The organism is Streptomyces rectiviolaceus (genome assembly GCF_039533825.1).
Taxonomy (GTDB): Bacteria; Actinomycetota; Actinomycetes; order Streptomycetales; family Streptomycetaceae; genus Streptomyces; species Streptomyces rectiviolaceus.
Genome location: NZ_BAAAUG010000022.1, coordinates 395,874 through 416,900 on the forward strand (window position 1 = coordinate 395,874; position 21,027 = coordinate 416,900).

The window sequence follows — 21,027 nt, forward strand, 5'->3', positions numbered from 1 at the left end:
CATCGGTTGATCCGGCGCTGATTTCCGCATGCCCTTGGAGAGGAATCCATGAGTACGAACCAGCCTCCACAGCTGAGTGCTGCTGATCCCAGCGGCGTCACGGGAGCGATCACGGGAGCGGTCACAGGAGCGGTCACGGGAGCGGGCGTGCCGGACGCGCGCCGGCGCCGCACCGTTCTGATCGCTGTCTGTATCGCCTTGATGGCCGTGATCGCCTCGGTGTCCGGGCTGAACGTCGCCCAGCCCGACCTCGCGCTCGCCTTCGGCGCATCGCAGAGCACCATCCTGTGGATCATCAACATCTACACCCTCACCCTGGCCGCCCTGCTCCTGCCGCTCGGCGCGCTCGGCGACCGCTGGGGCCGCAAACCCATGCTGCTCGCCGGGCTGACCGTCTTCGGCGCCGCCAACGTGGTGGCCGGCCTGGCCTCGTCGGCCGAAGTCATGCTCGCCGCACGCCTGTTCAGCGGCGTCGGTGCGGCAATGATCATGCCCATCACGCTGGCCGTCATCACGTCGACGTTCCCCAAGGAAGAACGCGGCCGGGCGATCGGTGTGTGGACCGGCGTCGCCGGTGGTGGTGGCATCCTGGGCATGTTCCTCTCTGCCGCCCTGGTCGACGTGGCGAGCTGGCGATGGCTGTTCGTCCTGCCCGTCGCGCTGGTCGTCGTGGCCCTCGTCATGGCGCTGCGGTCCGTTCCCAACTCCCGCGAGAAGTCCGGGCACAGCTTCGACACCGTCGGCGCGGTGACCTCCGTCGTCGCGGTGGTCGGACTCATCTTCGTACTGCAGGAGGGGCCCGAGCGGGGCTGGACAGCCCCGGCAACCCTGCTCGGCCTCGTGATCGGTCTCGTCGCCGCCGTCGGCTTCGTGGCCTGGGAGCTGCGCCGCCGGGATGCCGCGCTCCTGGACGTGCGCCTGTTCGGCGAGCGCTCGCTGGCCGGCGGCTCGATCACGCTCCTGGTGGTCTTCGGCGTCCAGGCGGGCATCTTCGTGGTCCTCTTCCCGTTCTTCCAGGCCGTGCTCGGCTGGTCGGGTCTGCTGTCCACGCTGGCACTGATGCCCATGGCCGTACTGATGATGATGGCCTCCGGCCTCGCCCCCAAGCTGGCCGCGCGCATCGGTGCCCGGTCGACCATGGCGACAGGAATCGCGTCGGCCGGCGCCGGTCTGGCGCTCATGGCGGCCTTCGTCTCCGTCGACGGCGGCTACCTCTCCGTCCTTCCCGGCATGCTGGCCATGGGGACCGGCATGGGTCTTGCGATGACGCCCTCGACCGAGGCCATCACCAGCTCCCTGCCGCGTGCGCGCCAGGGCGTCGCCTCCGCCCTCAACGACGTCACCCGGGAGTTCGGCACCGCGCTCGGCGTCGCTCTGCTCGGCGCGCTGCTGTCCTCCGGCTACCGCAGCGCCATCGACACCCAGCTCGCGGGCGTTCCCCAGGGCGCCGCCGACACCGCACGCGAAGGCGTCGCCAACGCCATCGGGGCCGCGGACGGAGCCGGGACCCATGCCCAGGCGCTGATCCGCGCCGCCCAGGAGTCGTTCGTCGACGGCTGGCAGCAGGCCATGTGGGCAGGCGTCGCCGTCATGGCCGTCTTGTTCCTCCACATCCTCGCGCGAGGACCGCAAGGAGGTCAGTGGGCGGTCGACCGGGATACGTCGAAGCGGGAACGGAGTTGATCGACGACCCCCTCGATGATCCTCATCAGTCGACCCCCGGCGTGATCGACGCTGCCGTTCTGCGTGCTGCCCTGCGCGCCTTCGAGTACGAAGCTGATCTCGGCCGCGGCCTGTTCGGGGCCGGCCAGCCCGGCCTCGGCGCACATGCCGACCAGCCTGCGGGTCTGGTGGGCCTTGCGCTTCTCGATCACCTGCCGCGCCGGGTGGGAGCGATACGGTCGGGCTCGCGGAGCTGGTGGCCCGAGGCGAGGTGACCCCCGCCGAACTGGAAGCAGCCGCACGCGAGGCCGTGCAGGCGGTCAATCCGCAGATCAACACCGTCGTGGAGACATGGCAGGCGGACGACGGGCCCAGCCCCGGCAGCACACCACTGGCCGGTCCCCTTCTTGATCAAGGACATCGGAGTCTCCATGGCCGGGAGGCGAACGGAGCTGGGCAGTCGTCTCGCGGCCGGCGCCGTCGCGGGCGCCGACTCCTCCCTGACGCTGCGCTTCCGCCGCGCAGGCCTGGTGACGTTCGGGCGCACCGCGACACCGGAGATGGCCTACAGCATCACGACGGAACCAGTCCTGTACGGCGCGACCCGCAGCCCCTGGAACCTGGAGCGGAGCGCGGGCGGGTCAAGTGGCGGCGCGGGCGCGGCTGTCGCCGCCGGGGTGGTCCCGATCGCACACGCCACCGACGCCGCGGGCTCGCTCCGCATCCCCGCCGCCCACAACGGCCTCTTCGGGTTGAAGCCCACTCGCGGACGCGTCTCCATGGGCCCTGACATCGACGAAATCTTCAACGGCCTGGCCGTGCACGGCAGCGTCAGCCGCACAGTGCGCGACAGCGCGGCCCTGCTCGACCAGATCCGCGGCCCCGAACCGGGTGATCCCTACTTCGTCCCGGAGCCGTCCCGGAGCCGTCCCGGAGCCGTCCCGGCCGTACGCGGAGGAAGTCACCCGCCACCCGGGCACGCTGCGGATCGGCGTCCTCACCCAGGCATGGGGCGGACGCCGCACCACCACACCGGTGGCCGAGGCTCTCTCTTGTACGGTGCGTCTGCTCGAATCCCTCGGCCACCAGGTGGAGGAGGCCAAGGTCGGCCTCGGGGTCGACCGGCAGGAGTTCGTCCTGGCCAACGCCCGTCTGATGACGGCGAATCTCACGGCCTCGGTTCGACGACCTTGCCGGAGCTTCCCATGCCCTTGGGCGCCTATGGCGAGGGCGGGCGGGGAGGCGCTGGACGGCCACGGCTGGGTCGAACGCCTCAACGACCGCTCGCCGTTCACCATGGCGTTCAATGTCGCGGGCACGCCCGCGATGCAAGCCCATGGTCGGAGCGAACCCCCACGGTCTGTGCAGGGAACCACACGGGCCGGTGTGACGCGGGTCAACAGCGCGCCGCAGCGGAGCGCTCAAGGCCGGGAACGTTCCTCCACGATAAGAAATCCCAACTGAAGGAGTGATCTATACGCTCGCAGGAGTGACGCTCCTTGCTGGGCCGCCGCCGGTGTTGTGACCATCGCCGGATGGACGGACAGAAGCGGAAGGCCGAGTTGGACGGCGTCGCCGAGACGACGCTATGGACGTTGCACCACCGCGCTCTGGCCGCGAAGAACCCTGGCTCGGCACTGCTTGACCCGAAGGCGATCGAGGTGATCGACGCCGTCGACTACCCCTTTGAACGGCGGTTCGGCACCGGCAACTGGGGCCTGGCACAAGGGATGGCGGTACGGGCACGGTGCTACGACCGAGAGGTGCGCCGCTTCCTCAGCGACCACCCGGACGGCACGGTCGTTTCGCTCGGGGAGGGTCTGGAGACCCAGTTCTGGCGGGTGGACAACGGCAGGGTGCGCTGGCTCGGGGTCGATCTGCCCGAGGTCGCGGCGCTGCGGCAGCGGCTGCTGCCGGACGCGCCGCGCCACCGCACGCTGTCCTGTTCGGCCACCGACATGCGGTGGATGGACGAGGTCGACGCCTCGCGCGGGGTGCTGATCCTCGCCCAGGGGATGCTGATGTATCTCCCGCGGGACGTGGTCCACCGGCTCATCGAGCAGTGCGCCGCTCACTTCCCGGGAGCGGAGCTGGTCTTCGACACCCCGCCCGCCTGGATGGTCGCCCGCACCGCACGGGGCCGGTGGCGCTACCCCGCCGGGTACCGGCCGCCGCCGATGCTCTGGGGGATGACACCGGCCGAACAGCGGAAGCTGCGCACGGTGCACCCGAACATCGTCGCCGTGCGAGCAGTTCGCGAACCACGGGGCCGGGGTTTCCTCTGCGGGTGGGTCCTGCCACTGGCCAACGTTCTTCCTGCGATCCGCTCGCGCAAACCACTCTGGGTCACGCGCGTGTCGTTCGGCCCGACAGACCATCACCAAGGAGTCAACAGATGACGGACCGCCTGGAAGCCGAGCGGGCGCAAGCCCACCTGTGGGCTCCGCGAGAGCCGCGCCGGACGCGGGTCGACGAACGTCCACCGCGGGAGTCGGAGCAGCGTGCCGTACTCATCGAAGGCGCCACGCTGCGACTGCGGGAGTTCCTGCCCAGCGACGTGGAGGGGGTGCTCGGCATCTTCGGCGACTCCCGTACGACCCGCGAGTTCGGTATGCCGCCCTTTCGGCGCCCCGACGCCGCGGCGCTGGTCGAGCAGGCCAGGGCGGGTGCCAGGCGGACACCTCGGACGCACTACCGACTTGGCGTCAGCGAGATCGCCACGGGCGAGTTGATCGGCTCGGCGAAGCTGATCGTCGAGGACCAGTCGGCCGAGGGCGGGATGGTCCGCGTCGGCTACCGCAGCGCAGAGGTGGGTCTGGCTCTGCGCGCCGACCGGGTGAGCGTGGGCCACAGCGTCGAGATCGGCTTCCTGCTGGGCGTCCTGGGCTTCGACCGGCTAGGACTGCACCGCGTCTGGTCGGGGTTCATGCCGTCCAACATCGCTGCGCAGCGGGCCATCGAGAAGGCCGGCATGGTGCGGGAGGGGCGGCTGCGACACTACGGCCATGTGGACGGTGTGTGGCATGACATCGTCCAGTACTCCATTCTCGAGGACGACTGGAAGGCTCTGCGCGGCGCTTGAGCGGTCTTGGTCGTCAAGTCGCCCCGGAGTAGAGCCAGTTCACCGATCCGGGCGCCGCGCTTGGCCCGACGTCTGGTCGGCGGGCATCCGCCTGATGGGCTGAGTGCGACGTCCGACGAGTGCGGGGAGGGCAGAATCCTGAACTGTGATGATCACCGCACGCGAACTCAACCGCGCAACACTCGGCCGCCAACTGCTCCTGGAACGTGAGCCATTGACCGTCCAGGACGGGGTAAGACGCGTGGTCGCGCTCCAGGCGCAGCACCCGGCCTCGCCGTACATCGCCCTGTGGAACCGGCTCACCGGTTTCGCTGCCGCCGATCTCGACGCCGCGTTCACCGCGCGGTCAGTGGTCAAGGCGACCCTGATGCGGATCACGCTGCACGCGGTGCACGCCGAGGACTACCCCGCCTTTCGCGCAGCGATGCAGCCCACGCTGTACGCCTCCCGGCTCGGCGACCGCTTCGCCGCCACGGGGCTGAGCCCTGCGGACGCCGACGAACTGGTGCCGGAGCTGCTGGACTTCGCCCGGCGGCCGCGGACCTCGGCACAGATGCAGGCATGGGTCGAGGAGCGGCTCGGAGCCGAGAAGAAGGACGGGGCGTGGTGGGGGCTGAAGGCGTACGCGGCGTTGCACCATGCCCCGACGGACGCGCCTTGGTCCTTCGGCCTCCGACCGTCCTTCGTCGCGGCCCCGAGCGGCCCCGTGCCTGTGGGGAGGGCTGTGGACCCCCCTGCGTTGCGGACTCTGATCCTGCGCTACCTGGCAGGGTTCGGGCCCGCGTCGGTCGCGGACGTGGCGCAGTTCTCCATGGTGCAGCGGACATCCGCCCGCGCGGCGCTCCTTGCCCTGGGCGACGCCGTTGAGCAGCTCCAAGGTCCGGACGGGGGCGTGCTGTTCGACCTCCCGGGCGCTCCGCGGCCGCCCGCCGAAACTCCCGCTCCTCCTCGACTGATGGCCATGTGGGACAGCATTCTGCTGGCGTACGCCGACCGCGGCCGGGTGATACCCCCGGCGTACCGGCCTTGGGTGATCCGGCGCAACGGCGACGTACTGCCCACCTTGTTGGTGGACGGTCATGTCGCCGGTGTGTGGCGCCCGGTGGACGCCGGTATAGAGGCCACGGCCTTCCACCCCCTGACACCCGCAACCTGGGACGGACTCGGCGCGGAGGCCCAGTCCTTGAAGGCCCTCCTCGACGACCGCGAGGCGGCGGTCTACAGCCGGTACAACCACTGGTGGGCGAAGCTCCCCGAGGCCGAGGTCCGGGTTCTGTAGCCGAGGAGGGTGTCATGATCTCGGAATGGCCGCAGACGCACTCGCCTTCCAACAGCTCACCTCGCCGAGCGACGTCACCTCCCGGCTCCGATACGCACTCGCCGAGTGCTGGGTCGAGGTCACCAACGCGGGCGGGGCGGCCGGTTTCCCCTTTCCCCCTGTAGATGCCGCCACGGCGGTTCCGGCCCTCGATCGCATCGTCGACCTGCTGTCCCCTGACACCAGTCGACTCCTCACGGCGACCGTGGACGGCGAACTCGCAGGCTGGCTCAACGTCCGTCGCGACCGGTTCGAGTTGATCGCGCACTGGGGCACGCTGCACCACGTCCAGACCCGCACCTCCGTACGTGGGCGTGGTGTCGGCCGTGACCTCATGCGGGAAGTGCGCAGGGTCGCCAGGGACGAGATGGGTCTGGAACAGCTGCACCTGGCCGCACGCGGCGGCGTTGGCCTGGAGGACTTCTACGGGCGGCTCGGGTGGAAGGAAGTCGGCCGGTGGCCCGGTGCCCTCCGGCTCGCCGCGGGCGACGATCGCGACGAGATCCTCATGGTGCTTTCGCCGCTCTGAGCAACCTTGAGCCCTTGCTCTCGCGCGACGGCGTCCCGCGGCGGTGAGGCTTCCGGCGCAAGTGCTTCGCTCGTTCGAGGGCGAGCGGACGTTTCGCGCTTTCGGGCGTCGCGGAACCGGTCATGATCACGGCGGATTCTCGCAACTGGCGGGGTCTTTCGCCTGCTCAGGAGGTTGCTGTGGTCCTAGTCATCGTCGTCGCCGTACTCGCTCTGCTCGCAGGGCTTGCGGCGAACCGATTCCTGCGGCCCCGCCTGATGCCCGACGACGACACCGGCATGGCCGTCAAAGACCTCGTCGGTCCGTTGCTGACCCTGACCGTCCTCCTGCTGGCCTTCGTGCTGGTCACCGCCTCCGGGTCCTACGGCAAGGCCGAGGTCGCATCGCGCGGCGAGGCCCGCGCACTTGACCAGCTCACCGAGATCGGCGAATACACGCCGATGGCAGAGCGGGGACGGATCCAGGCGGACGCCGTCTGCTACGCCCGTGCCGTACGCACCCAGGAATGGTCCGCCATGGCCGAAGGCAGCGGCTCGGACGCACCCAGCGTGTGGTCGACCGACGTCCGCCGCTCCTTCGGGGATCTGGAAGGCAAGCCTGTCTTCGGCATGCTGATCGCCGCCGACAACAAACGGTCCGACGAACGCGAGGAACGCCTCACCCAGGCCACCGCCAGCATCCCCAGCGCCATTTTCTGGTTCCTGCTCGCCACCCTCGCCATCACCGTCGTTGCTCTCGCCATCTGCCTGCCCCGCAAGAACAACCGCGGCCAGCTCATCGTGCTCACTGTGATCACCGCCCTCCTGACGGTGACCCTGTGCATCATCCGTGACGTCGACCGGCCCTTCGGCGGCATCATCAGTGTCGAACCCACCGCGATCGCAGAGGTCGAACGGCAAGCCACCCGAGACTTCCTCGCGCACCACGAGGCAGCCGACCTGCCTTGCGACGACAGCGGCAACCGGCGGGCCACGTAACCCCCAAGGGAAGGTTGCTCGAAGCCTGGCAGCTCAGTGAACGAATAATCGGTTGCCTGCCGGCGATGGTGGCCGATCCAATGTCCGGCATGGTCACCCAGGTGCGCCCACGGATCGGCGCTCTCGTTCCGCTGACTCGGCCCGGCTGGGTCGAGGCGGGCCGGCACTTGCTCGCCGGACTCGAGCTGGCCGTTCGCGAGGTCAATGACGCCGGCGGGATCGCGGGAAGACCACTCGAGCTCGTCGTCCGAGACACCGCGGCCGATCCACAGAGGGCCGCGGCGGCCGTGGACGAATTGGCTGCCCTGGGCGTGGCTGCCTTGGCGGGGGAGTATCACAGCGTCGTCGCTCGCACCGCTGCCGCCAGGGCGGACGCCATCGGCCTGCCGTTCCTGTGCTCGTCAGCGGTGCTCGACGCCCTCACCGAACAGCCGACGGAATGGGTCGCGCGCCTCGCTCCGCCGCAGTCCCGCGGCTGGCAGACCTACGCGGACTTCCTCCTGGGCGCGGGCCACAGCCGCATCGCCGTAGCAGCCGAGCCGAGTGTCTACTGGGCATCAGGGGCCCGCATTCTGCGGGACCACCTCGCTCCACGCGGTGGCACCGTCATCGAACTCGATATGCGCGCGCTCACTCCCACGGCCATGTGCGACGAACTCGTCGACCATCGCGCCACAGCCCTGCTCCTCCTGGTCGGCCACCCGGAGCCGGCGGTGCCGATCGTCAAGTCGGTCCGCCGGGACCAGCGTCTCGCCGAGATCATGATCGGTGCTCCGGCCGGGCAACCGGAGTTCGCCGAATGGGCGACGTTGCTGGGCGGCGACGGCGCCGCGATCCCGTTCTTGCGTTACTTGCCCGAGCGCTTCGGCCCGCTGGGTGCACGAGTCGAGACGGCCCTGCGCGAGCGGCTGGCCGAAGCGCCTTCCTTCGTCGCCTTCGAGGGCTACGACACGGTGGCCGTCCTCGCCGATGTGCTGCGCTCTCACGGCACGGACCGGGCGCGCGTTGCCGAAGCCTGGCCGCGCGTCGAAGTCGAAGGCACCCGCGGGCAGATCCAGTTCTCCCGCACGCCCGGTATCAGCGTGTGGCAATGGGCCCGGACGCCGATCCAAGTCGTTGACCGAGACCCGGCGGACCTTGATCGCTTTCGGATCCTGCACGCCGACTGAGCCTGGCGTAGGGGGTGAACCGTGCCGGTGGGTGGTCGATGGGCAGGTCGGGCCGCCAGGCGGTGAGGATTTGGGCGCTGCACTCGAAAAGGCCCTGTGGCAGCGCGTCCAGGGGCCACCACCGCCAGTCGCCCACGGGCTCGTCGGGCTGGTCGGAGGGTTCGCCGTGCCATGCCGTGACGACGGCGCCCACGGTGATCCGGACGACCTCGGCAACATGATCGACGAGTGTTCCCAGCAGAGCCACGCTTTCGGTCTGTGCGACAAGCCCTGACTCCTCGGAGAGTTCGCGCACCACGGCGTCGTGCAGCGACTCGCCCGGCTCGACGGTGCCCCCGGGAAGCTCCCAGGTGCCGAGCCGGTGCCGTCCCAGCAGCAGGCCGCGCTCACCGAACACGATGGCGCCGACGCCGAGCGCGGCGTGGGGCGTGGGGGGCCGGTCGGTCCGTGGGCGGCTGGTCACGCGTGGCGGGGCGGCGACGCGGTGGCGTCGGGCCTGGATGAGCTGGACGATCACAGGGTTGTCGTCGTCGGGGGCGGTGAGGAGTTCGGTCGTTTCCACCCGGAACCCGTGGTCGGTCAGGAGATCTCGCCAGAGGTGCGGGGCGAGGACCCTCATCAGTGTGGGGATGGGCTCCTCGTCGCGCAGGCGGATGAACTCCTGGCGCGGCGCCACCTCGTTGGACGGCCCTTGGCCGTCTCCGCCGGTGTGGAGGGCGGAGAAGACGAGGGGAGCGCCGTCGGCCAGTCCGTGTCGCAGCGCAGGCAGCAGGTGGTGTGGGTCGATGCAGCCGAAGGTGCGGATGCCGTAGGCGGCGTCGTACGGCGTCGCGTGACGCAGATGCTCGACGACATCGGCGCACACGAAGTGGACGCCCGGCTCCGAGCCGTGAGCACGCAGCGCGCGCTGGTGCTGGGTGGGGGACAGGTCGATGCCGTCCACGAGCGCTTCATGGGCGCGGGCCAGGTGGACGGCGTGGTGACCGGGGCCGGATCCGATGTCGAGCACGCGTTTGCCGCGGATGTCGCCGAGAGCCTCGGCTCCGGGCCCGACACCGGACCAGAACCCCCAGTCGATGCGGTCCGGCACGGCCGGCGAGTATCCGTGGTCCAACTGTCGTTGCCCGTACAGAGTCCAGCTGTGTTCGTTCGCCGAGTGCGGTGTCATGAAGGGCTCCCTTTTGACCTCTCCCGCCAACGTTCTTCGGCGGGCAGCAGTGCCAGCGTGGCGATGACCGCGCGATGGTCAGTGCCCGGTACGGTCCGTTCACCGACCGAGATGCCCGCCAGACCGGAGCCGTGCAAGACGTGGTCGAGTTGCACCAGGGGTGGCAACAGGCCCTTGTCGGCAGGCCAGGTGCGGGCCCAGCCCTTGCCGAGTTCGGCATGTGTGTCCGTGAGCCCGCCCGATGCGAGCAGGTCGCGCATCGGAGCGTGGTCGAGAGAGGCGTTGAAATCGCCCAAGAACACCGTGTCGGGGCCGCTGTCGCGGGCGACGGAGGTGAGGGCGGTGAGGTCCCGGTCCCAGCGCTTCGCGTCACCGAGCGGGTAGTACGTGTGAACGGCCACCAGCCGTACGGCTCGTCCCGCGACCGTCACGTGTGCGGTGGTCTGGGGCCAGGCGGTGTCCGCCTTCAGCGGGCCGCCGTGCTCCAACGGAATCCGAGAGTAGAGCGAGGAGTCGTGCTCGGGATGGAGCTCCTGGTACGGCAGAACTTTGTCCACGTCGGCCTCGGCGAGCGCGGCAATCCCAGCGGACGGCAGCTCCTGCACGGCCAGGACGTCTATCCGTTCGGACTTCACCAGCTGTACCAGCGCACGCGCGTCCTCCCTGCCGACGTGGGTGTTGAGGGTGGCCACTCGCAACTCCGGCGCCTGCGGCGGTACTTGCTGCTGGTGGTGCGGTATGAACCGTGGTGCAAGCAGCGCAACGTACGCAGCTGCGAGCAGCGCGGCGACGGTGACCGATCGGCGCGAGCGAAGAGCGGGGACGGCGATCATGGCGCTCAGGGCGAGCACGCTGGTCACAGCGGCATAGGGGAACAACACCACCGGCACGGCGAGCGGGCTTCCCGCGTCGAGTCCTGTCAGCCGTACGACGAGCAGGACGAACAGCATGGCAAGCAGGGCACCACAGCTGAGGAGTCCCCATCTGCGCCCGCGGCGATAGGCGCCCCGGTCCCCTTCGGCTGCGCGGCGCGTGCACACAGCTGTGTCCATCATCCCTGCTCTCACCAGAGCAATTCGCCGGCAGGGGGCGAAGGCGGCCTTGTCGTCGGCTGCATGATAGCGATCTGTTGGCGGCCCCTGTTGGGATCAATACATCGGGCCTGGCTCCGCCGTGACTCGCGCGAAACGCGTAACTCGGGGGAACGGAGCGGGACGGAACGGAACGCAACGACAACGGGGGTTTATCTGATGTCACATCAGCGCAAGCTTCTCACCACCACACTGATGTCCCTGTCACTGGCTGCCGGAGGAGTGCTGGTCACCGCGCCTCAGGCGCAGGCCGGCGGGGTGCATGGCCTGCGGTGCGGAAAGACGTGGATGAAGGAACTCGACACGTCCGGCGAGAACATCGACATCGAGTACGCGAACTGCATCGGCTGGACCCAGACGAGGTTTCGGGCTGAAGGCAGCGGCCGCGTCCTGGACGGCGGCGGTGCCCGGAAGGTCGACGCCTTCATCGTGGAGATGCGCGTGGACCGGGGCAGCGTCACCGTGCAACGGTCCCGCTGCAACTTCACCAAGCGCGTCAACGCCCAGGACGTCGCCAACATCGACTGCAACAGCAAGGCCGTCATCGGGCGCAAGGGCCTGACCGGCGACAGCCGCATCTACATCGACCTGGACTCCGACGGCCGGGGCGGCAAGTGGTACAACCTCGCGGGTTCCGGCCTTGCCTGACTGACCGCGCCTGCTCGCCTGCCCCCGCCCGCCCCGGCCACCCGGCCGCGCGCGGCCGGGGGCTTCGCGATGCTGCCCTGCCGAAGGGAATCGCCGCGCCGCGCGGTCAGGAGATCTTGTGGACCGTGGTGTCGTCGGGGTCCAGTCGTCGCCCGTCCGCGGACAGCACCTCCAGTCCACGGAGGCTCTGCCCCTTTCGGCGGTCGACCAACTGTGAGTGTGGTTCGCCGGGGGCGAAGAAGTTCTGTTCGCCCCACTGCCGCAGTGCCACGATGACGGGGAAGAGTGCCTTGCCCTTCGGAGTCAGTACGTACTCGCGGTAGGCGCTGCCGTCCGAGGCAGGGACGGATTCGAGGACGCCACCGGCGACGAGGGTGCGCAGCCGCGCGGTGAGGATGTTCTTCGCCACGCCGAGGCTGCGCTGGAACTCCCCGAAGCGCCGGCTTCCGTCGAAGGCGTCCCGCACGATCAGCAGGGACCACCAGTCGCCGATCGCGTCCACCGACCGGGCGACGGGGCATTCGCTGTCGTCGAAGCGCGTCCTGGTGACCATTGCGTCCCTCACTACTCTCACTGCGGTTGCAACATGCTACCAAAAGAGGCTACCGTCGCCGTCGTCAGTTGTAGTAGCAACATGCAACCAGATGTGCGGAGGAGTGCTGATGCCCGGCAACTGCGAGGCTGCGACGCGACGGACCGAGGGCCAAGAACGCGGGGAAGGCGCCGCGTTCGTCCTGTCACGTGGCGTCGTCACACTGTTCGCCGTCGCCTGCGGGGCCGCCGTGGCCAACGTCTACTTCTCCCAGCCGCTCCTGGTGACCATGGGCCACGACCTCGCCATGAGCCCGGCACTTGTCGGCAGCGTGGTCACCCTCACGCATGTCGGATACGGGCTTGGACTCTTCTTCCTCGTGCCGCTGGGCGACATGGCCGACCGCAGACGGCTCATCGTGGCCCAACTGCTGCTCCTGGTACTGGCCCTGGCCGTGGTGGCCGCCGCCCGCACCGCGGCGATTCTGCTCGCGGGCATGGCCGTGACGGGGCTGCTCGCCGTCGTCACGCAGACGCTGGTGGCCTTCGCGGCATCACTGGCACCTGCCGCCCAGCGCGGACGGGTGGTCGGTCTGGTCACCAGCGGCGTGGTCATCGGAATCCTGCTCGCCCGCACCGCATCCGGCCTCATGGCCGATCTCGCGGGCTGGCGCTCCGTCTACCTCGCCTCGGCATCTCTCACCGCTCTGCTCGCCCTGGTCCTGTACCGGGTCCTGCCGCGCCACGGTGAGGCTCCGCCGACAACCCTGTCCTACGGACAGCTCCTGCGCTCCACGATCACCCTGTTCGCACGGGAACGACTGCTGCGGCTCAGAGCCCTGTTCGGCCTGCTGGTCTTCGCCGCCTTCAGCACCCTGTGGAGCAGCGTCGCGCTGCCGCTCAGCGAAGCCCCGTACTTCATGTCCCACAGCGCGATCGGGGCGCTGGGTCTGATCGGTGTCGCCGGCGCGCTCGCCGCGACCGTGGCGGGCCGCCTGAACGACCGCGGACTTTCCCGGCGGACCACCGGCATAGCCCTGGCGCTGCTCGCCGCCTCCTGGTTGCCCTTGGCTTTCACCCGCAGCTCGCTCTGGGCCCTGTTCGTCGGCGTGATCCTTCTCGACCTCGCCGTGCAGGCCGTCCATGTCACCAATCAGACCTTGATCTACGCCCTGCACCCGGACGCCGGCAGCCGGCTGATCGGCGGATACATGGTCTTCTACTCGATCGGCAGCGCCACCGGCGCCATTGCCGCGACCTCCCTCTACACGGTGGCCGGTTGGGGCGCCGTATGCGCACTGGGCGCCGCGTTCAGCTGCCTCGGGCTCGTACTGTGGGCGTGCACTCGACACGCCACCCCCAGGACGCGCTGCCAGCCGTGGCCATAGCCAACGAACTCCTGGCCCTCTGGGACACGGGCATCCCTCGTAGGCTGATCTCGTACGTCATGGACAGGAGGCTGAGGTGGCCGAGACGACGGTGGCCGAGGTGATGGCCGAGCTGGCCGAGCTCGAGGACCCGAAGGCACGCGCGGTGAACGAGAGGCACGGTGACGATCACGGTGTGAACCTCGGCAAACTGCGCGCCCTCGCGAAGCGGCTGAAGACCCAGCAGGAACTCGCCCGTCGGCTCTGGGAGACGGATGACACCGCGGCGAGACTGCTGGCGCTCCTGATCTGCCGCCCGAAGGCGTTCGAGCGCGACGAGCTGGACGCCATGGTGCGCGAGGCGCGCGCGCCGAAGGTGCACGACTGGCTCGTGAACTACGTGGTGAAGAAGAACCCGCACTCCGAAGCACTGCGCCTGGCCTGGTCCGCCGACCCCGATCCCGTGGTCGCGAGCGCCGGCTGGGCGCTGACCACCGAACGCGTGGCGAAGAAGCCCGATGACCTCGACCTCCCCGGTCTGCTCGACGTCATCGAGGCGGAGATGAAAGACGCCCCGGACCGCCTGCAGTGGGCGATGAACCACTGCCTGGCTCAGATCGGCATCGAGCACGCGGAGCACCGCGCCCGTGCCATCGACATCGGCGAGCGCCTTGAGGTGCTCAAGGACTACCCGACGTCCCCCGGCTGCACCTCACCGTTCGCGCCCACCTGGATCACCGAGATCGTGCGCCGACAGCACGAGGCTCAAGGCGGAGAGCGGTGACATGGACGCTGCCGTGGAAGCCGCTCGGCGGGCAGTCGACCGGGGAGTGCCGGGCGCGGTCTACAACCTTGCCGTGTACGTGGCGGAGGCCGGGCATCTCGAGGAGGCGGTGGACACCTACCGCAGCGTCATGGCCTCCGGGGACCTGGACGCCTGCGGCAATCTGGGCTTGCTCCTGGAGGATCTGGCATGCCCGGCGGAAGCCGAGCGTGTCTATGGCGAGGCGATCAACGCCGGGCGGACGGACCTCTGGCTGAACCTGGGCAACCTCTTCAGCCATGAGGGGCGGCTTGAAGAGGCGTGCGCCCACGGTGACCTGCGTTGTTCCATTGACCCTGCGAGCATGGAACGATCGAGCCGTGACCGATTTCGTGACCGAGCAGCAGATCGCCCGCCGCACCTCCGCCGCGGTTGACGCGGCTGTCGGAACGGGACGTGACCTCGGGGTCACCGTGACTGATGCCAGGGTGCTTCATGATCTGTTCTCCGTCGTGGTCCACCTCGCGCCGTCACCGGTCGTGGCTCGGATTCCCACCGTCCTGCCCCACAACGCGGACCTCGATTCCCTGGCGCGGCGCCAGCGGGCGGAGCTGGACGTGACGCGGTGGCTCGCGGATCAGGGAACCCCGGTGATTCCTCCGAGTCCTCTCGTGCCACGGGAGCCCGTCCGGCGTGACGGACTCTCGATGACGTTCTGGCAGTTCGTCGAGGAGGACCGGGGCAAAGAGCCCGACTACGCGGCGAACTCCGAAATCGTCGCGGACCTGCACGCGGCGATGCGTGCCTACCCGGGCCGACTGTCGTTTCTGTCCGCGGCCGAACCGCAGGTCATCGCGGAAAGCCTCACTCTGTTCGAGAAGCGCCCCGACCTCCTCGGCCCGGCCGACCTGGACCGCGCACGCCGCGAGTGGCAGGTCCTGGAACCTCTCGTGCGCTCACGCACGGCCTTCGAGAAGGCGTTCCCAGGAGTCGACCTCCAGCCCGTCCACGGCGACTCCCCGCCCGCGAACATCTTCTCCGGGGTGGACGGAGACCTCTACGCCGACTTCGAACTGGTCACGCTGGGCCCCGTGGAGTGGGACCTGGCCGCCCTCGGGCCCGACCTCGAATCCGCCTACAACCGCGGCGCACAGCGCCACGGCATGAGGCCGCTGAGGGAGGACGTCCTGGGCTTCGTGAACGCCGTGGGGATGCTCAGGGCTCTCACCGCCCTCGCGCTCGCGCCACAACTCCCCGTGCTCCTGGAGTACTTGAACCCTGCCGTCGACCAATGGCGGACGATGCCGTTCGCCGGCGGCCTGGCCGACTGAAAGTGTGCGCGTACGTGTACGTGTAGGTGTAGGTGTAGGTGTGCGCGAGCGTTAGATGTCGCTGTCGCCGCTGGGCAGTTCGTTGTGGCCTTCAGTCCAGTTGTTGACCCACCCGCACACCCCGCATGCGTAGCGGCCGTTGACGCCCGACACCTCGGTGCCGCACCGGCGACAGTCGGTCGTGGTGATCTCCTGGGATTCCAGGAACGCCATGGCCAGCGTCTGGGGCAGTTCGGATGTCATGGCCTCGACCCTATCCGTGAGCCTGACGTCCGTGTGTCACGTGTCCGATCATGCACGGCCCGCCGGCTGCTGGTCGGAGGAGGCGGTCGTAAACAGGGTGCGGACCGTCGGTGCGGTGGTGTGTGATCGGGCGTATGCCAATTGTGTTGAGTGAGCCGGGAGTCGACGGGCTGAGCGAGGCTGTGGGCATGCTGCGGGAGTGGCAGTACGACGGGGCGCCGATGCAACTGCATCCGGGGGACTTGGGCTGGTTCTGGCGCTTCGGTGCGCGGGCGACGGCCGCGGCGGTCCGGACGTGGAGCCGGGAGGGACGGATACTCGCCGTCGGGCTGCTGGACGAGCCCGAGCTGTTGCGGCTGACGATCGCGCCGGACGCCCAGCGGGACGAGGAGTTGGCGCGGCGGCTTGTTGAGGACGTGACCGGGCCGGAGCGCGGCGTACTGATCGCGGGGAGAGTGGCCGTCGAGGCGCCGATGGGCGCACTGGTCCAAGACCTGCTGTCCGAGGAAGGCTGGGACACCGATGAGCCGTGGACGCCGCTGCGCCGCGACCTCACTGAGCCGGTGCGGGACCCAGGTGTGCGGATCGAGGTGACCGGTCCGGAGCAGGCGCACGTGCGGGCCGCCCTGCAGCGGGCGTCGTTCGGAAGGCCGACGTTCACGGAGGAGAGCTGGCGCGCGATGGCGGCCGGATTGCCGTACGCCGACGCCCGGTGCCTGGTCGCGTACGACGACCGGGGCAACGCGGTGGCGGTGGTGACGGTGTGGTCGGCCGGTCCGGGAAGGCCCGGGTTGCTCGAGCCGATGGGCGTGCACCCGGAACATCGCGGTCACGGCTACGGCAAGGCGATCAGCGTCGCCGCGGCGGCCGCACTCCACGAGCTGGGCTCGTCGAGTGCGGTCGTCTGCACTCCGAGCTCCAATGTCGGCGCCGTCGCCACGTACAAGTCGGCCGGCTTCCAGCAACTCCCCGAGGTCCGGGACCTGTACCGGGCCGCCCAGGCTCCGGTGCTGTCGATGTGAGCGCCAAGTCCACGTCGTAGGTGCCGGAGATCAATAAGGGCCAGGGAAATCGCCCCCCGGATCCTGCCCCCCTTCAGTTCTGGGTCGATCCATCAACAGCCGGTGCACGCCCAGCAGTTGGAGCACTTGCTGAACGGGCCGGGATGGTTGAAGCACGACGAGGACGCCGCCCGCTGCTCGGCACTGTTCGAGATGCGACAGCAGTACGTTGACGCCGGAGGAGTCGATGAAAGTGACGTTCGCGAGATCCATCTCGACCCTCTGGGCCAGGAAGGGCTCCAGCATGGTTTGCAGCGACGGTGCGGTATCCATGTCCAGGTCCCCGCACACGCGCATCAGTACAGGACCGAGGCCTGCGACCGTATCCACATGCAGCGGTTGGGGTGAGGCGGAAACCATCCTTCACGCCCTCCTCAGGTACGTGGCTCGGCACGCGTATGAATATGCCCCGAAATACTGCGCCGCACGCACGGCATAAGTGGAACGCTGCCTACAGGAACACCCCGGGCGGAGTCGGTGCCGCATGGGGGTGGGCAGACTGCCAGATCCAATGGATGTGTCTGCGCGGGCCCCGCCCGGAGTGCTCCCTCCTCACGAGGCGAGGCCCGCTCCTCGACCAAGTGCTCAGGAGTATCAGAGATCTCCTGATCGGCATGGCACTTGGGAGGCCGCCCCGCTGGCACGTCTGCCCTGGCTGCGGGCAGGTAGGCGGATCAGATCCCGTCAAGCGAAAGCCGCTCCGCCGCGGGGCGAACGCCGTCGTGTACGCCCGATGGGGTGGGCTGCAGTGAAGCGGTGACGGCGGCGAAGCCGCCCCTTCTACCCGTTCTCTCCCGGCTGAAGACGGCGCAGAGGGAACTTCAGGCGCACGGACGGCTTGCGGGGCGGAGAGGTTGCCGCCCCCAAAACCCCGTCTGTCAGCCCTCGTTGGGCGTGTCATGGATGACACGGAACGTCCGCTCGCCGACCCGCCCCAAGGTCAACTGCTCACCGGTGCTTACTGGTTGGACGCCCCGCCGCATGCGGGCGACGAATGTGTGTGGTGCTCGCAGTTGATGCAGGAAGGCGCGAAGCCCGAGCAACGGGTCCGCATGCAGGCCGACTGAAGCCGCGCCGCCGTGCGGTGTCCTGCGGTGTCCGCCGAGGCAGGTACGGCGTTGATCGAGCCTCAGCCAGTGGTTGGGTGCGGCGACGCGGTGCGGGGGCGATGCGCCCGAACATCCACAGGGCGCCCATCGGGATCGCGAGCTGTCATCGTCCACTGGGTGGGCAGCGTCTCGATCTGTCCGACCGGCCACCCGGCACCCAGGATCTGCTCGCGAACCTCACACAGCTGCACGTGTGTTCCCACGCGCAGCCCCCATCCCGCCTGGTTCAGGGGGTCGAGATCAGTGGTGGGGGCGGTGGCGGTCTCGACGATCATCAGGTGGTCGTCCCCACCGACATCGATGACCGCGATCCGCGGATCAGAAGGGGTCGCGGCGCGTTCGAATGCGAGCGTCGCTCCGAGCGACTCGGTGTAGTACGTCAAGAGCCGGTCGAGGTCCGTCGTGGACAGGGTCAGATGGTTGATTCCGAGGAGATCAGGCATGGTGGGCCAACCGTAGTGCAGCCGCTACCTGGGCGACACGAGTGCGACCTTGGGGGCAGGGGGGTGTGCGGTGGCCTTGGGCTGGTCCGGGAGGAGGTAGGCGCGGCGCCATCGGAGGAAGGGGCGTTCGATGCCATGGAACGTGACCACGGCTGCGGTCAATGTGATGGGCAGAACCGCCGCCGAGGCAGTGATGAAGGCATCCGTCACCGGGCGCCCTGTCAGCTCGATCCCCCAGCGGCGGGAGACGAACACGGTGACGACCATGTAGTGGAGCAGATAGACGGAGAAGCTCATTTCGCCGACTTTGGCGATACCTCTCGACACCATCCCGGTCGAGGAGACGGTGGCCACATAGGTGAGCACCACCAGGGACCAAAGGGCTCCTTCGACGTCGACCCAGAGCAGACGTGTGGCGTGGCCTTCCTGGAAGGAGTGGGTCTGGTTGAAGGCCCAGATCGCACTGGTGACCAGGGCCGTTGCGATTCCGACCTTCAGCGCCCCCTGGAACCACTTTCGGTGGTGCACGAAGAACCAGGCGGCCACCATGCCCATCAGGAATTGGTCGATCCGGCCGGCGAGGCTGTAGTAGAGCATCGAGTTCACGTTGATGCCGCCCGCGGCCGAGGCCCACACCAGGGTTCGGATGACGGCGATGGCCCCCAGGAGCTTGAACAGAGCCACCGGCCCGTGCTTGGAGAGGAGCCTGCTGAGCAGCGGGAACAGCAGATAGAACTGCAACTCGACCGCGATGGCCCACCACATGCTCGACACGGCCCCCAGGTCGAGGGACCCGGGCAGGTTTCCGAGACCGGCCAGGGATTGGAGCACGGCCAGCAGGTCCGCACCCTGCTTGTGCGCGCCGACACCCAGAATGATCAACGCCAGGTAGAGCGGGAAGATCCGCAGCATCCGATTGCCCAGGAACCGGCCATAGCGAATGTCCTTGCCCAGGGTGCCGATGGTGAAGATGAATCCGGAGAGCACCATGAAGAGGGCCACCCCGGTATGGCCTTCCAACACCAGGGTGGCCAGGGGATTATCCGAATACAGCCAGCCGTGCGGGGCCTTGTTCGGGCTCTCTCCGAGGTGCGGAGAGATCATGTGCGTACCGTGACAGAGGAGGACCAGCACGGCAGCGTAGGCACGCAAGTGATCAACGGACACGAGGTACTGCCGATTGCGGCTGCGCATGAGTTGACCCCGGCCTCTCATCACCGACGTCGCGACGGCATCGCGACGGAGAACTGATCAGGGATGACCGCACCATGCGAGGCAGTCGAGACAGCACATATGCGCGAGGCGCCGCTGATTTTGTCGGAAGATTTCACTCATCCGAGGGGTGCCAATCTGCAAATGCCGTCGGTCGAAGTCCCGATCTCGGCACCGTGCTGTCGACACGCAAGGGATTCTTGACGTGCCGTCAGATGCCCGCCGGGTAAAACTGGGCAGCAACACGACATGAGACCCCAACCGCGTTTCACGTTGTCCGCGACCGCTGTCGACGCACCGGACGCCCAGGCGCTCGCGCGCTTCTACCAGGCCCTGCTCGGCTGGTCGGTGACGAAGGAAGAGCCGGGCTGGGTGGAGATCGCACCACCCGACGGCGGTGTCGGCCTGGCGTTCCAGACAGAGCCGCTCTTCACACCCCCGACGTGGCCTGCCACCCCGGCCGAGCAACAGATCATGATGCATCTGGACATCGAGGTGAACGATCTGTCATCAGCCGCTGAGTTTGCCCTGGGGCTGGGAGCGACCCTGGCGAACTACCAGCCTCAGGAGGATGTACGCGTCCTCTACGACCCGGTGGGCCACCCGTTCTGCCTCTGGGTGCGGTCCAGCTCGAGCGCCTGATGCTTGATGCCTGATGGCTGTGTCAGTCCGAATCAGCCGGAGGTGGGCGGCGGCGGGTCCGCGATGCCCAGTCCTCACTCCGGGCGGGATGTCTGCGGTTGCTGGAGGCCCTGAAGAAGCAGCGCGACCAGTCGGCGAGGGTCGTAGCGGGGGTCGCCGTCGGATCCGATGCAGAGGTTGCCGATGCCGCGCATCAGTTCATAGGGCTGCGTGCCGGGCCTGATCTCGCCTGCGTCGACAGCGGCGTCGAGCAACTGCTCGGCGACGGGCAGCAAGCGGTCGAGGAAGTACGTGTGGAGCGCGGTGAAGCCGCTGCTGTCCGGTTGCACCGTGTTGGCGAGGCCGTGCTTGGTGACCAGGAAATCAACGAAGAGGTCGATCCACTGGCGCAGCGCCGCGAGCGGTGATCCGGCACTGGCCAGCAGGCTCGGACCGGCTTCGGCGCACGCCTCGACCTGGTGGCGGAAGACGGCGACGACAAGATCCGCCCGCGTCGGGAAGTGGCGGTAGATCGTCCCCATCCCGACGCCGGCCCTGGTCGCGATCTCGCGGATCGGCGCATCGACGCCGGAGGTGACGAACACCTCGGCTGCGGCGGCAAGCAGCTTCTGCTGATTGCGTACCGCGTCGGCCCGCTTGCTGGGGGCCGGCACCTCTCCGGAGTGGCCTGCAGTGGGCATC

Annotated in this window: 24 protein-coding genes and 1 pseudogene; 16 read left to right on the plus strand and 9 right to left on the minus strand. The window is 68.7% G+C overall.

Going from position 1 to position 21,027, the window contains the following annotated elements; genetic code table 11:
* Window positions 1-48: 48 nt before the first annotated feature.
* Entirely contained in the window at window positions 49-1,683 is a 1,635-nt protein-coding gene (locus ABD378_RS07600; protein WP_344519680.1) for an MFS transporter, read from the plus strand.
* Here ABD378_RS07600 and ABD378_RS07605 read toward each other — a convergent pair.
* Window positions 1,638-1,979 (minus strand): annotated as a pseudogene (locus ABD378_RS07605) (TetR family transcriptional regulator); the annotation flags it as partial. The gene ABD378_RS07600 and the pseudogene ABD378_RS07605 overlap by 46 nt on opposite strands.
* A 114-nt stretch (window positions 1,980-2,093) precedes the next feature.
* On the opposite strand from ABD378_RS07605, the gene ABD378_RS07610 reads away from it, so the two are divergent.
* From ABD378_RS07610 to ABD378_RS07640, 7 genes are all read left to right on the plus strand, one after another.
* A complete protein-coding gene (locus ABD378_RS07610) occupies window positions 2,094-3,134 on the plus strand; it encodes an amidase family protein (protein WP_386546533.1) in 1,041 nt (346 codons plus the stop codon).
* Window positions 3,135-3,197: 63 nt separating this feature from the next.
* Entirely contained in the window at window positions 3,198-4,061 is an 864-nt protein-coding gene (locus ABD378_RS07615; protein ID WP_344519681.1) for a class I SAM-dependent methyltransferase, read from the plus strand.
* Window positions 4,058-4,744, plus strand: a complete 687-nt coding sequence (locus tag ABD378_RS07620) for a GNAT family N-acetyltransferase (protein ID WP_344519682.1) — start codon at window positions 4,058-4,060, stop codon at window positions 4,742-4,744. Before ABD378_RS07615 ends, ABD378_RS07620 begins: the two co-directional genes overlap by 4 nt.
* A 145-nt stretch (window positions 4,745-4,889) precedes the next feature.
* A complete protein-coding gene (locus ABD378_RS07625) occupies window positions 4,890-6,023 on the plus strand; it encodes a winged helix DNA-binding domain-containing protein (RefSeq protein WP_344519683.1) in 1,134 nt (377 codons plus the stop codon).
* A 25-nt stretch (window positions 6,024-6,048) separates the two neighbouring features.
* On the plus strand, window positions 6,049-6,591 hold the full coding sequence (locus ABD378_RS07630) for a GNAT family N-acetyltransferase (RefSeq protein WP_344519684.1): 543 nt from the start codon (window positions 6,049-6,051) through the stop codon (window positions 6,589-6,591).
* Between the two features lie 179 nt (window positions 6,592-6,770).
* The gene (locus ABD378_RS07635) at window positions 6,771-7,568 is read left to right on the plus strand and encodes a bestrophin-like domain (protein WP_344519685.1); all 798 of its coding nucleotides are present in this window, start codon (window positions 6,771-6,773) and stop codon (window positions 7,566-7,568) included.
* An 89-nt stretch (window positions 7,569-7,657) separates the two neighbouring features.
* Complete coding sequence (locus ABD378_RS07640) at window positions 7,658-8,737, plus strand: ABC transporter substrate-binding protein (protein ID WP_425583818.1); 1,080 nt, start codon at window positions 7,658-7,660, stop codon at window positions 8,735-8,737.
* Here the strand turns inward: ABD378_RS07640 and ABD378_RS07645 are convergent.
* Both ABD378_RS07645 and ABD378_RS07650 read right to left on the minus strand, forming a co-directional pair.
* The gene (locus ABD378_RS07645; protein ID WP_344519686.1) at window positions 8,646-9,905 is read right to left on the minus strand and encodes an NUDIX domain-containing protein; all 1,260 of its coding nucleotides are present in this window, start codon (window positions 9,903-9,905) and stop codon (window positions 8,646-8,648) included. The genes ABD378_RS07640 and ABD378_RS07645 overlap by 92 nt on opposite strands.
* The gene (locus tag ABD378_RS07650; RefSeq protein WP_344519687.1) at window positions 9,902-10,855 is read right to left on the minus strand and encodes an endonuclease/exonuclease/phosphatase family protein; all 954 of its coding nucleotides are present in this window, start codon (window positions 10,853-10,855) and stop codon (window positions 9,902-9,904) included. Before ABD378_RS07650 ends, ABD378_RS07645 begins: the two co-directional genes overlap by 4 nt.
* A gap of 336 nt (window positions 10,856-11,191) precedes the next feature.
* On the opposite strand from ABD378_RS07650, the gene ABD378_RS07655 reads away from it, so the two are divergent.
* A complete protein-coding gene (locus tag ABD378_RS07655) occupies window positions 11,192-11,644 on the plus strand; it encodes a hypothetical protein (RefSeq protein WP_344519688.1) in 453 nt (150 codons plus the stop codon).
* Window positions 11,645-11,750: 106 nt separating this feature from the next.
* On the opposite strand, the gene ABD378_RS07660 is transcribed toward ABD378_RS07655, so the two are convergent.
* Entirely contained in the window at window positions 11,751-12,197 is a 447-nt protein-coding gene (locus ABD378_RS07660; protein ID WP_344519689.1) for a winged helix-turn-helix transcriptional regulator, read from the minus strand.
* 109 nt (window positions 12,198-12,306) lie between these two features.
* Between ABD378_RS07660 and ABD378_RS07665 the strand changes: the two genes are divergently transcribed.
* The 4 genes from ABD378_RS07665 (at window position 12,307) to ABD378_RS07680 (ending at window position 15,636) form a co-directional block, all read left to right on the plus strand.
* Entirely contained in the window at window positions 12,307-13,563 is a 1,257-nt protein-coding gene (locus ABD378_RS07665) for an MFS transporter (protein WP_344519690.1), read from the plus strand.
* 103 nt (window positions 13,564-13,666) lie between these two features.
* A complete protein-coding gene (locus ABD378_RS07670) occupies window positions 13,667-14,326 on the plus strand; it encodes a DNA alkylation repair protein (RefSeq protein WP_344519773.1) in 660 nt (219 codons plus the stop codon).
* 1 nt (window position 14,327) lies between these two features.
* The gene (locus tag ABD378_RS07675; protein ID WP_344519691.1) at window positions 14,328-14,741 is read left to right on the plus strand and encodes a tetratricopeptide repeat protein; all 414 of its coding nucleotides are present in this window, start codon (window positions 14,328-14,330) and stop codon (window positions 14,739-14,741) included.
* Complete coding sequence (locus ABD378_RS07680) at window positions 14,686-15,636, plus strand: phosphotransferase (protein WP_344519692.1); 951 nt, start codon at window positions 14,686-14,688, stop codon at window positions 15,634-15,636. Before ABD378_RS07675 ends, ABD378_RS07680 begins: the two co-directional genes overlap by 56 nt.
* A gap of 51 nt (window positions 15,637-15,687) precedes the next feature.
* Here the strand turns inward: ABD378_RS07680 and ABD378_RS07685 are convergent, their stop codons facing one another.
* Entirely contained in the window at window positions 15,688-15,879 is a 192-nt protein-coding gene (locus ABD378_RS07685) for a hypothetical protein (RefSeq protein WP_344519693.1), read from the minus strand.
* A 134-nt stretch (window positions 15,880-16,013) separates the two neighbouring features.
* Between ABD378_RS07685 and ABD378_RS07690 the strand changes: the two genes are divergently transcribed.
* The gene (locus ABD378_RS07690) at window positions 16,014-16,901 is read left to right on the plus strand and encodes a GNAT family N-acetyltransferase (protein ID WP_344519694.1); all 888 of its coding nucleotides are present in this window, start codon (window positions 16,014-16,016) and stop codon (window positions 16,899-16,901) included.
* Between the two features lie 30 nt (window positions 16,902-16,931).
* Here the strand turns inward: ABD378_RS07690 and ABD378_RS07695 are convergent, their stop codons facing one another.
* On the minus strand, window positions 16,932-17,300 hold the full coding sequence (locus ABD378_RS07695) for an STAS domain-containing protein (protein ID WP_344519695.1): 369 nt from the start codon (window positions 17,298-17,300) through the stop codon (window positions 16,932-16,934).
* A 539-nt stretch (window positions 17,301-17,839) separates the two neighbouring features.
* Between ABD378_RS07695 and ABD378_RS07700 the strand changes: the two genes are divergently transcribed.
* Complete coding sequence (locus ABD378_RS07700; RefSeq protein ID WP_344519696.1) at window positions 17,840-18,007, plus strand: hypothetical protein; 168 nt, start codon at window positions 17,840-17,842, stop codon at window positions 18,005-18,007.
* Between the two features lie 62 nt (window positions 18,008-18,069).
* Here ABD378_RS07700 and ABD378_RS07705 read toward each other — a convergent pair whose 3' ends face one another.
* Together ABD378_RS07705 and ABD378_RS07710 are read right to left on the minus strand one after the other, a co-directional pair.
* A complete protein-coding gene (locus tag ABD378_RS07705; protein ID WP_344519697.1) occupies window positions 18,070-18,492 on the minus strand; it encodes a VOC family protein in 423 nt (140 codons plus the stop codon).
* 24 nt (window positions 18,493-18,516) lie between these two features.
* Window positions 18,517-19,686: an acyltransferase family protein gene (locus ABD378_RS07710; protein WP_344519698.1), complete on the minus strand. Its 1,170-nt coding sequence runs from the start codon at window positions 19,684-19,686 to the stop codon at window positions 18,517-18,519.
* A gap of 267 nt (window positions 19,687-19,953) precedes the next feature.
* On the opposite strand from ABD378_RS07710, the gene ABD378_RS07715 reads away from it, so the two are divergent.
* Complete coding sequence (locus tag ABD378_RS07715) at window positions 19,954-20,346, plus strand: VOC family protein (protein ID WP_344519700.1); 393 nt, start codon at window positions 19,954-19,956, stop codon at window positions 20,344-20,346.
* Window positions 20,347-20,420: 74 nt separating this feature from the next.
* Here the strand turns inward: ABD378_RS07715 and ABD378_RS07720 are convergent, their stop codons facing one another.
* A complete protein-coding gene (locus ABD378_RS07720; protein WP_344519701.1) occupies window positions 20,421-21,026 on the minus strand; it encodes a TetR/AcrR family transcriptional regulator in 606 nt (201 codons plus the stop codon).
* Between the last annotated feature and the right edge of the window lies 1 nt (window position 21,027).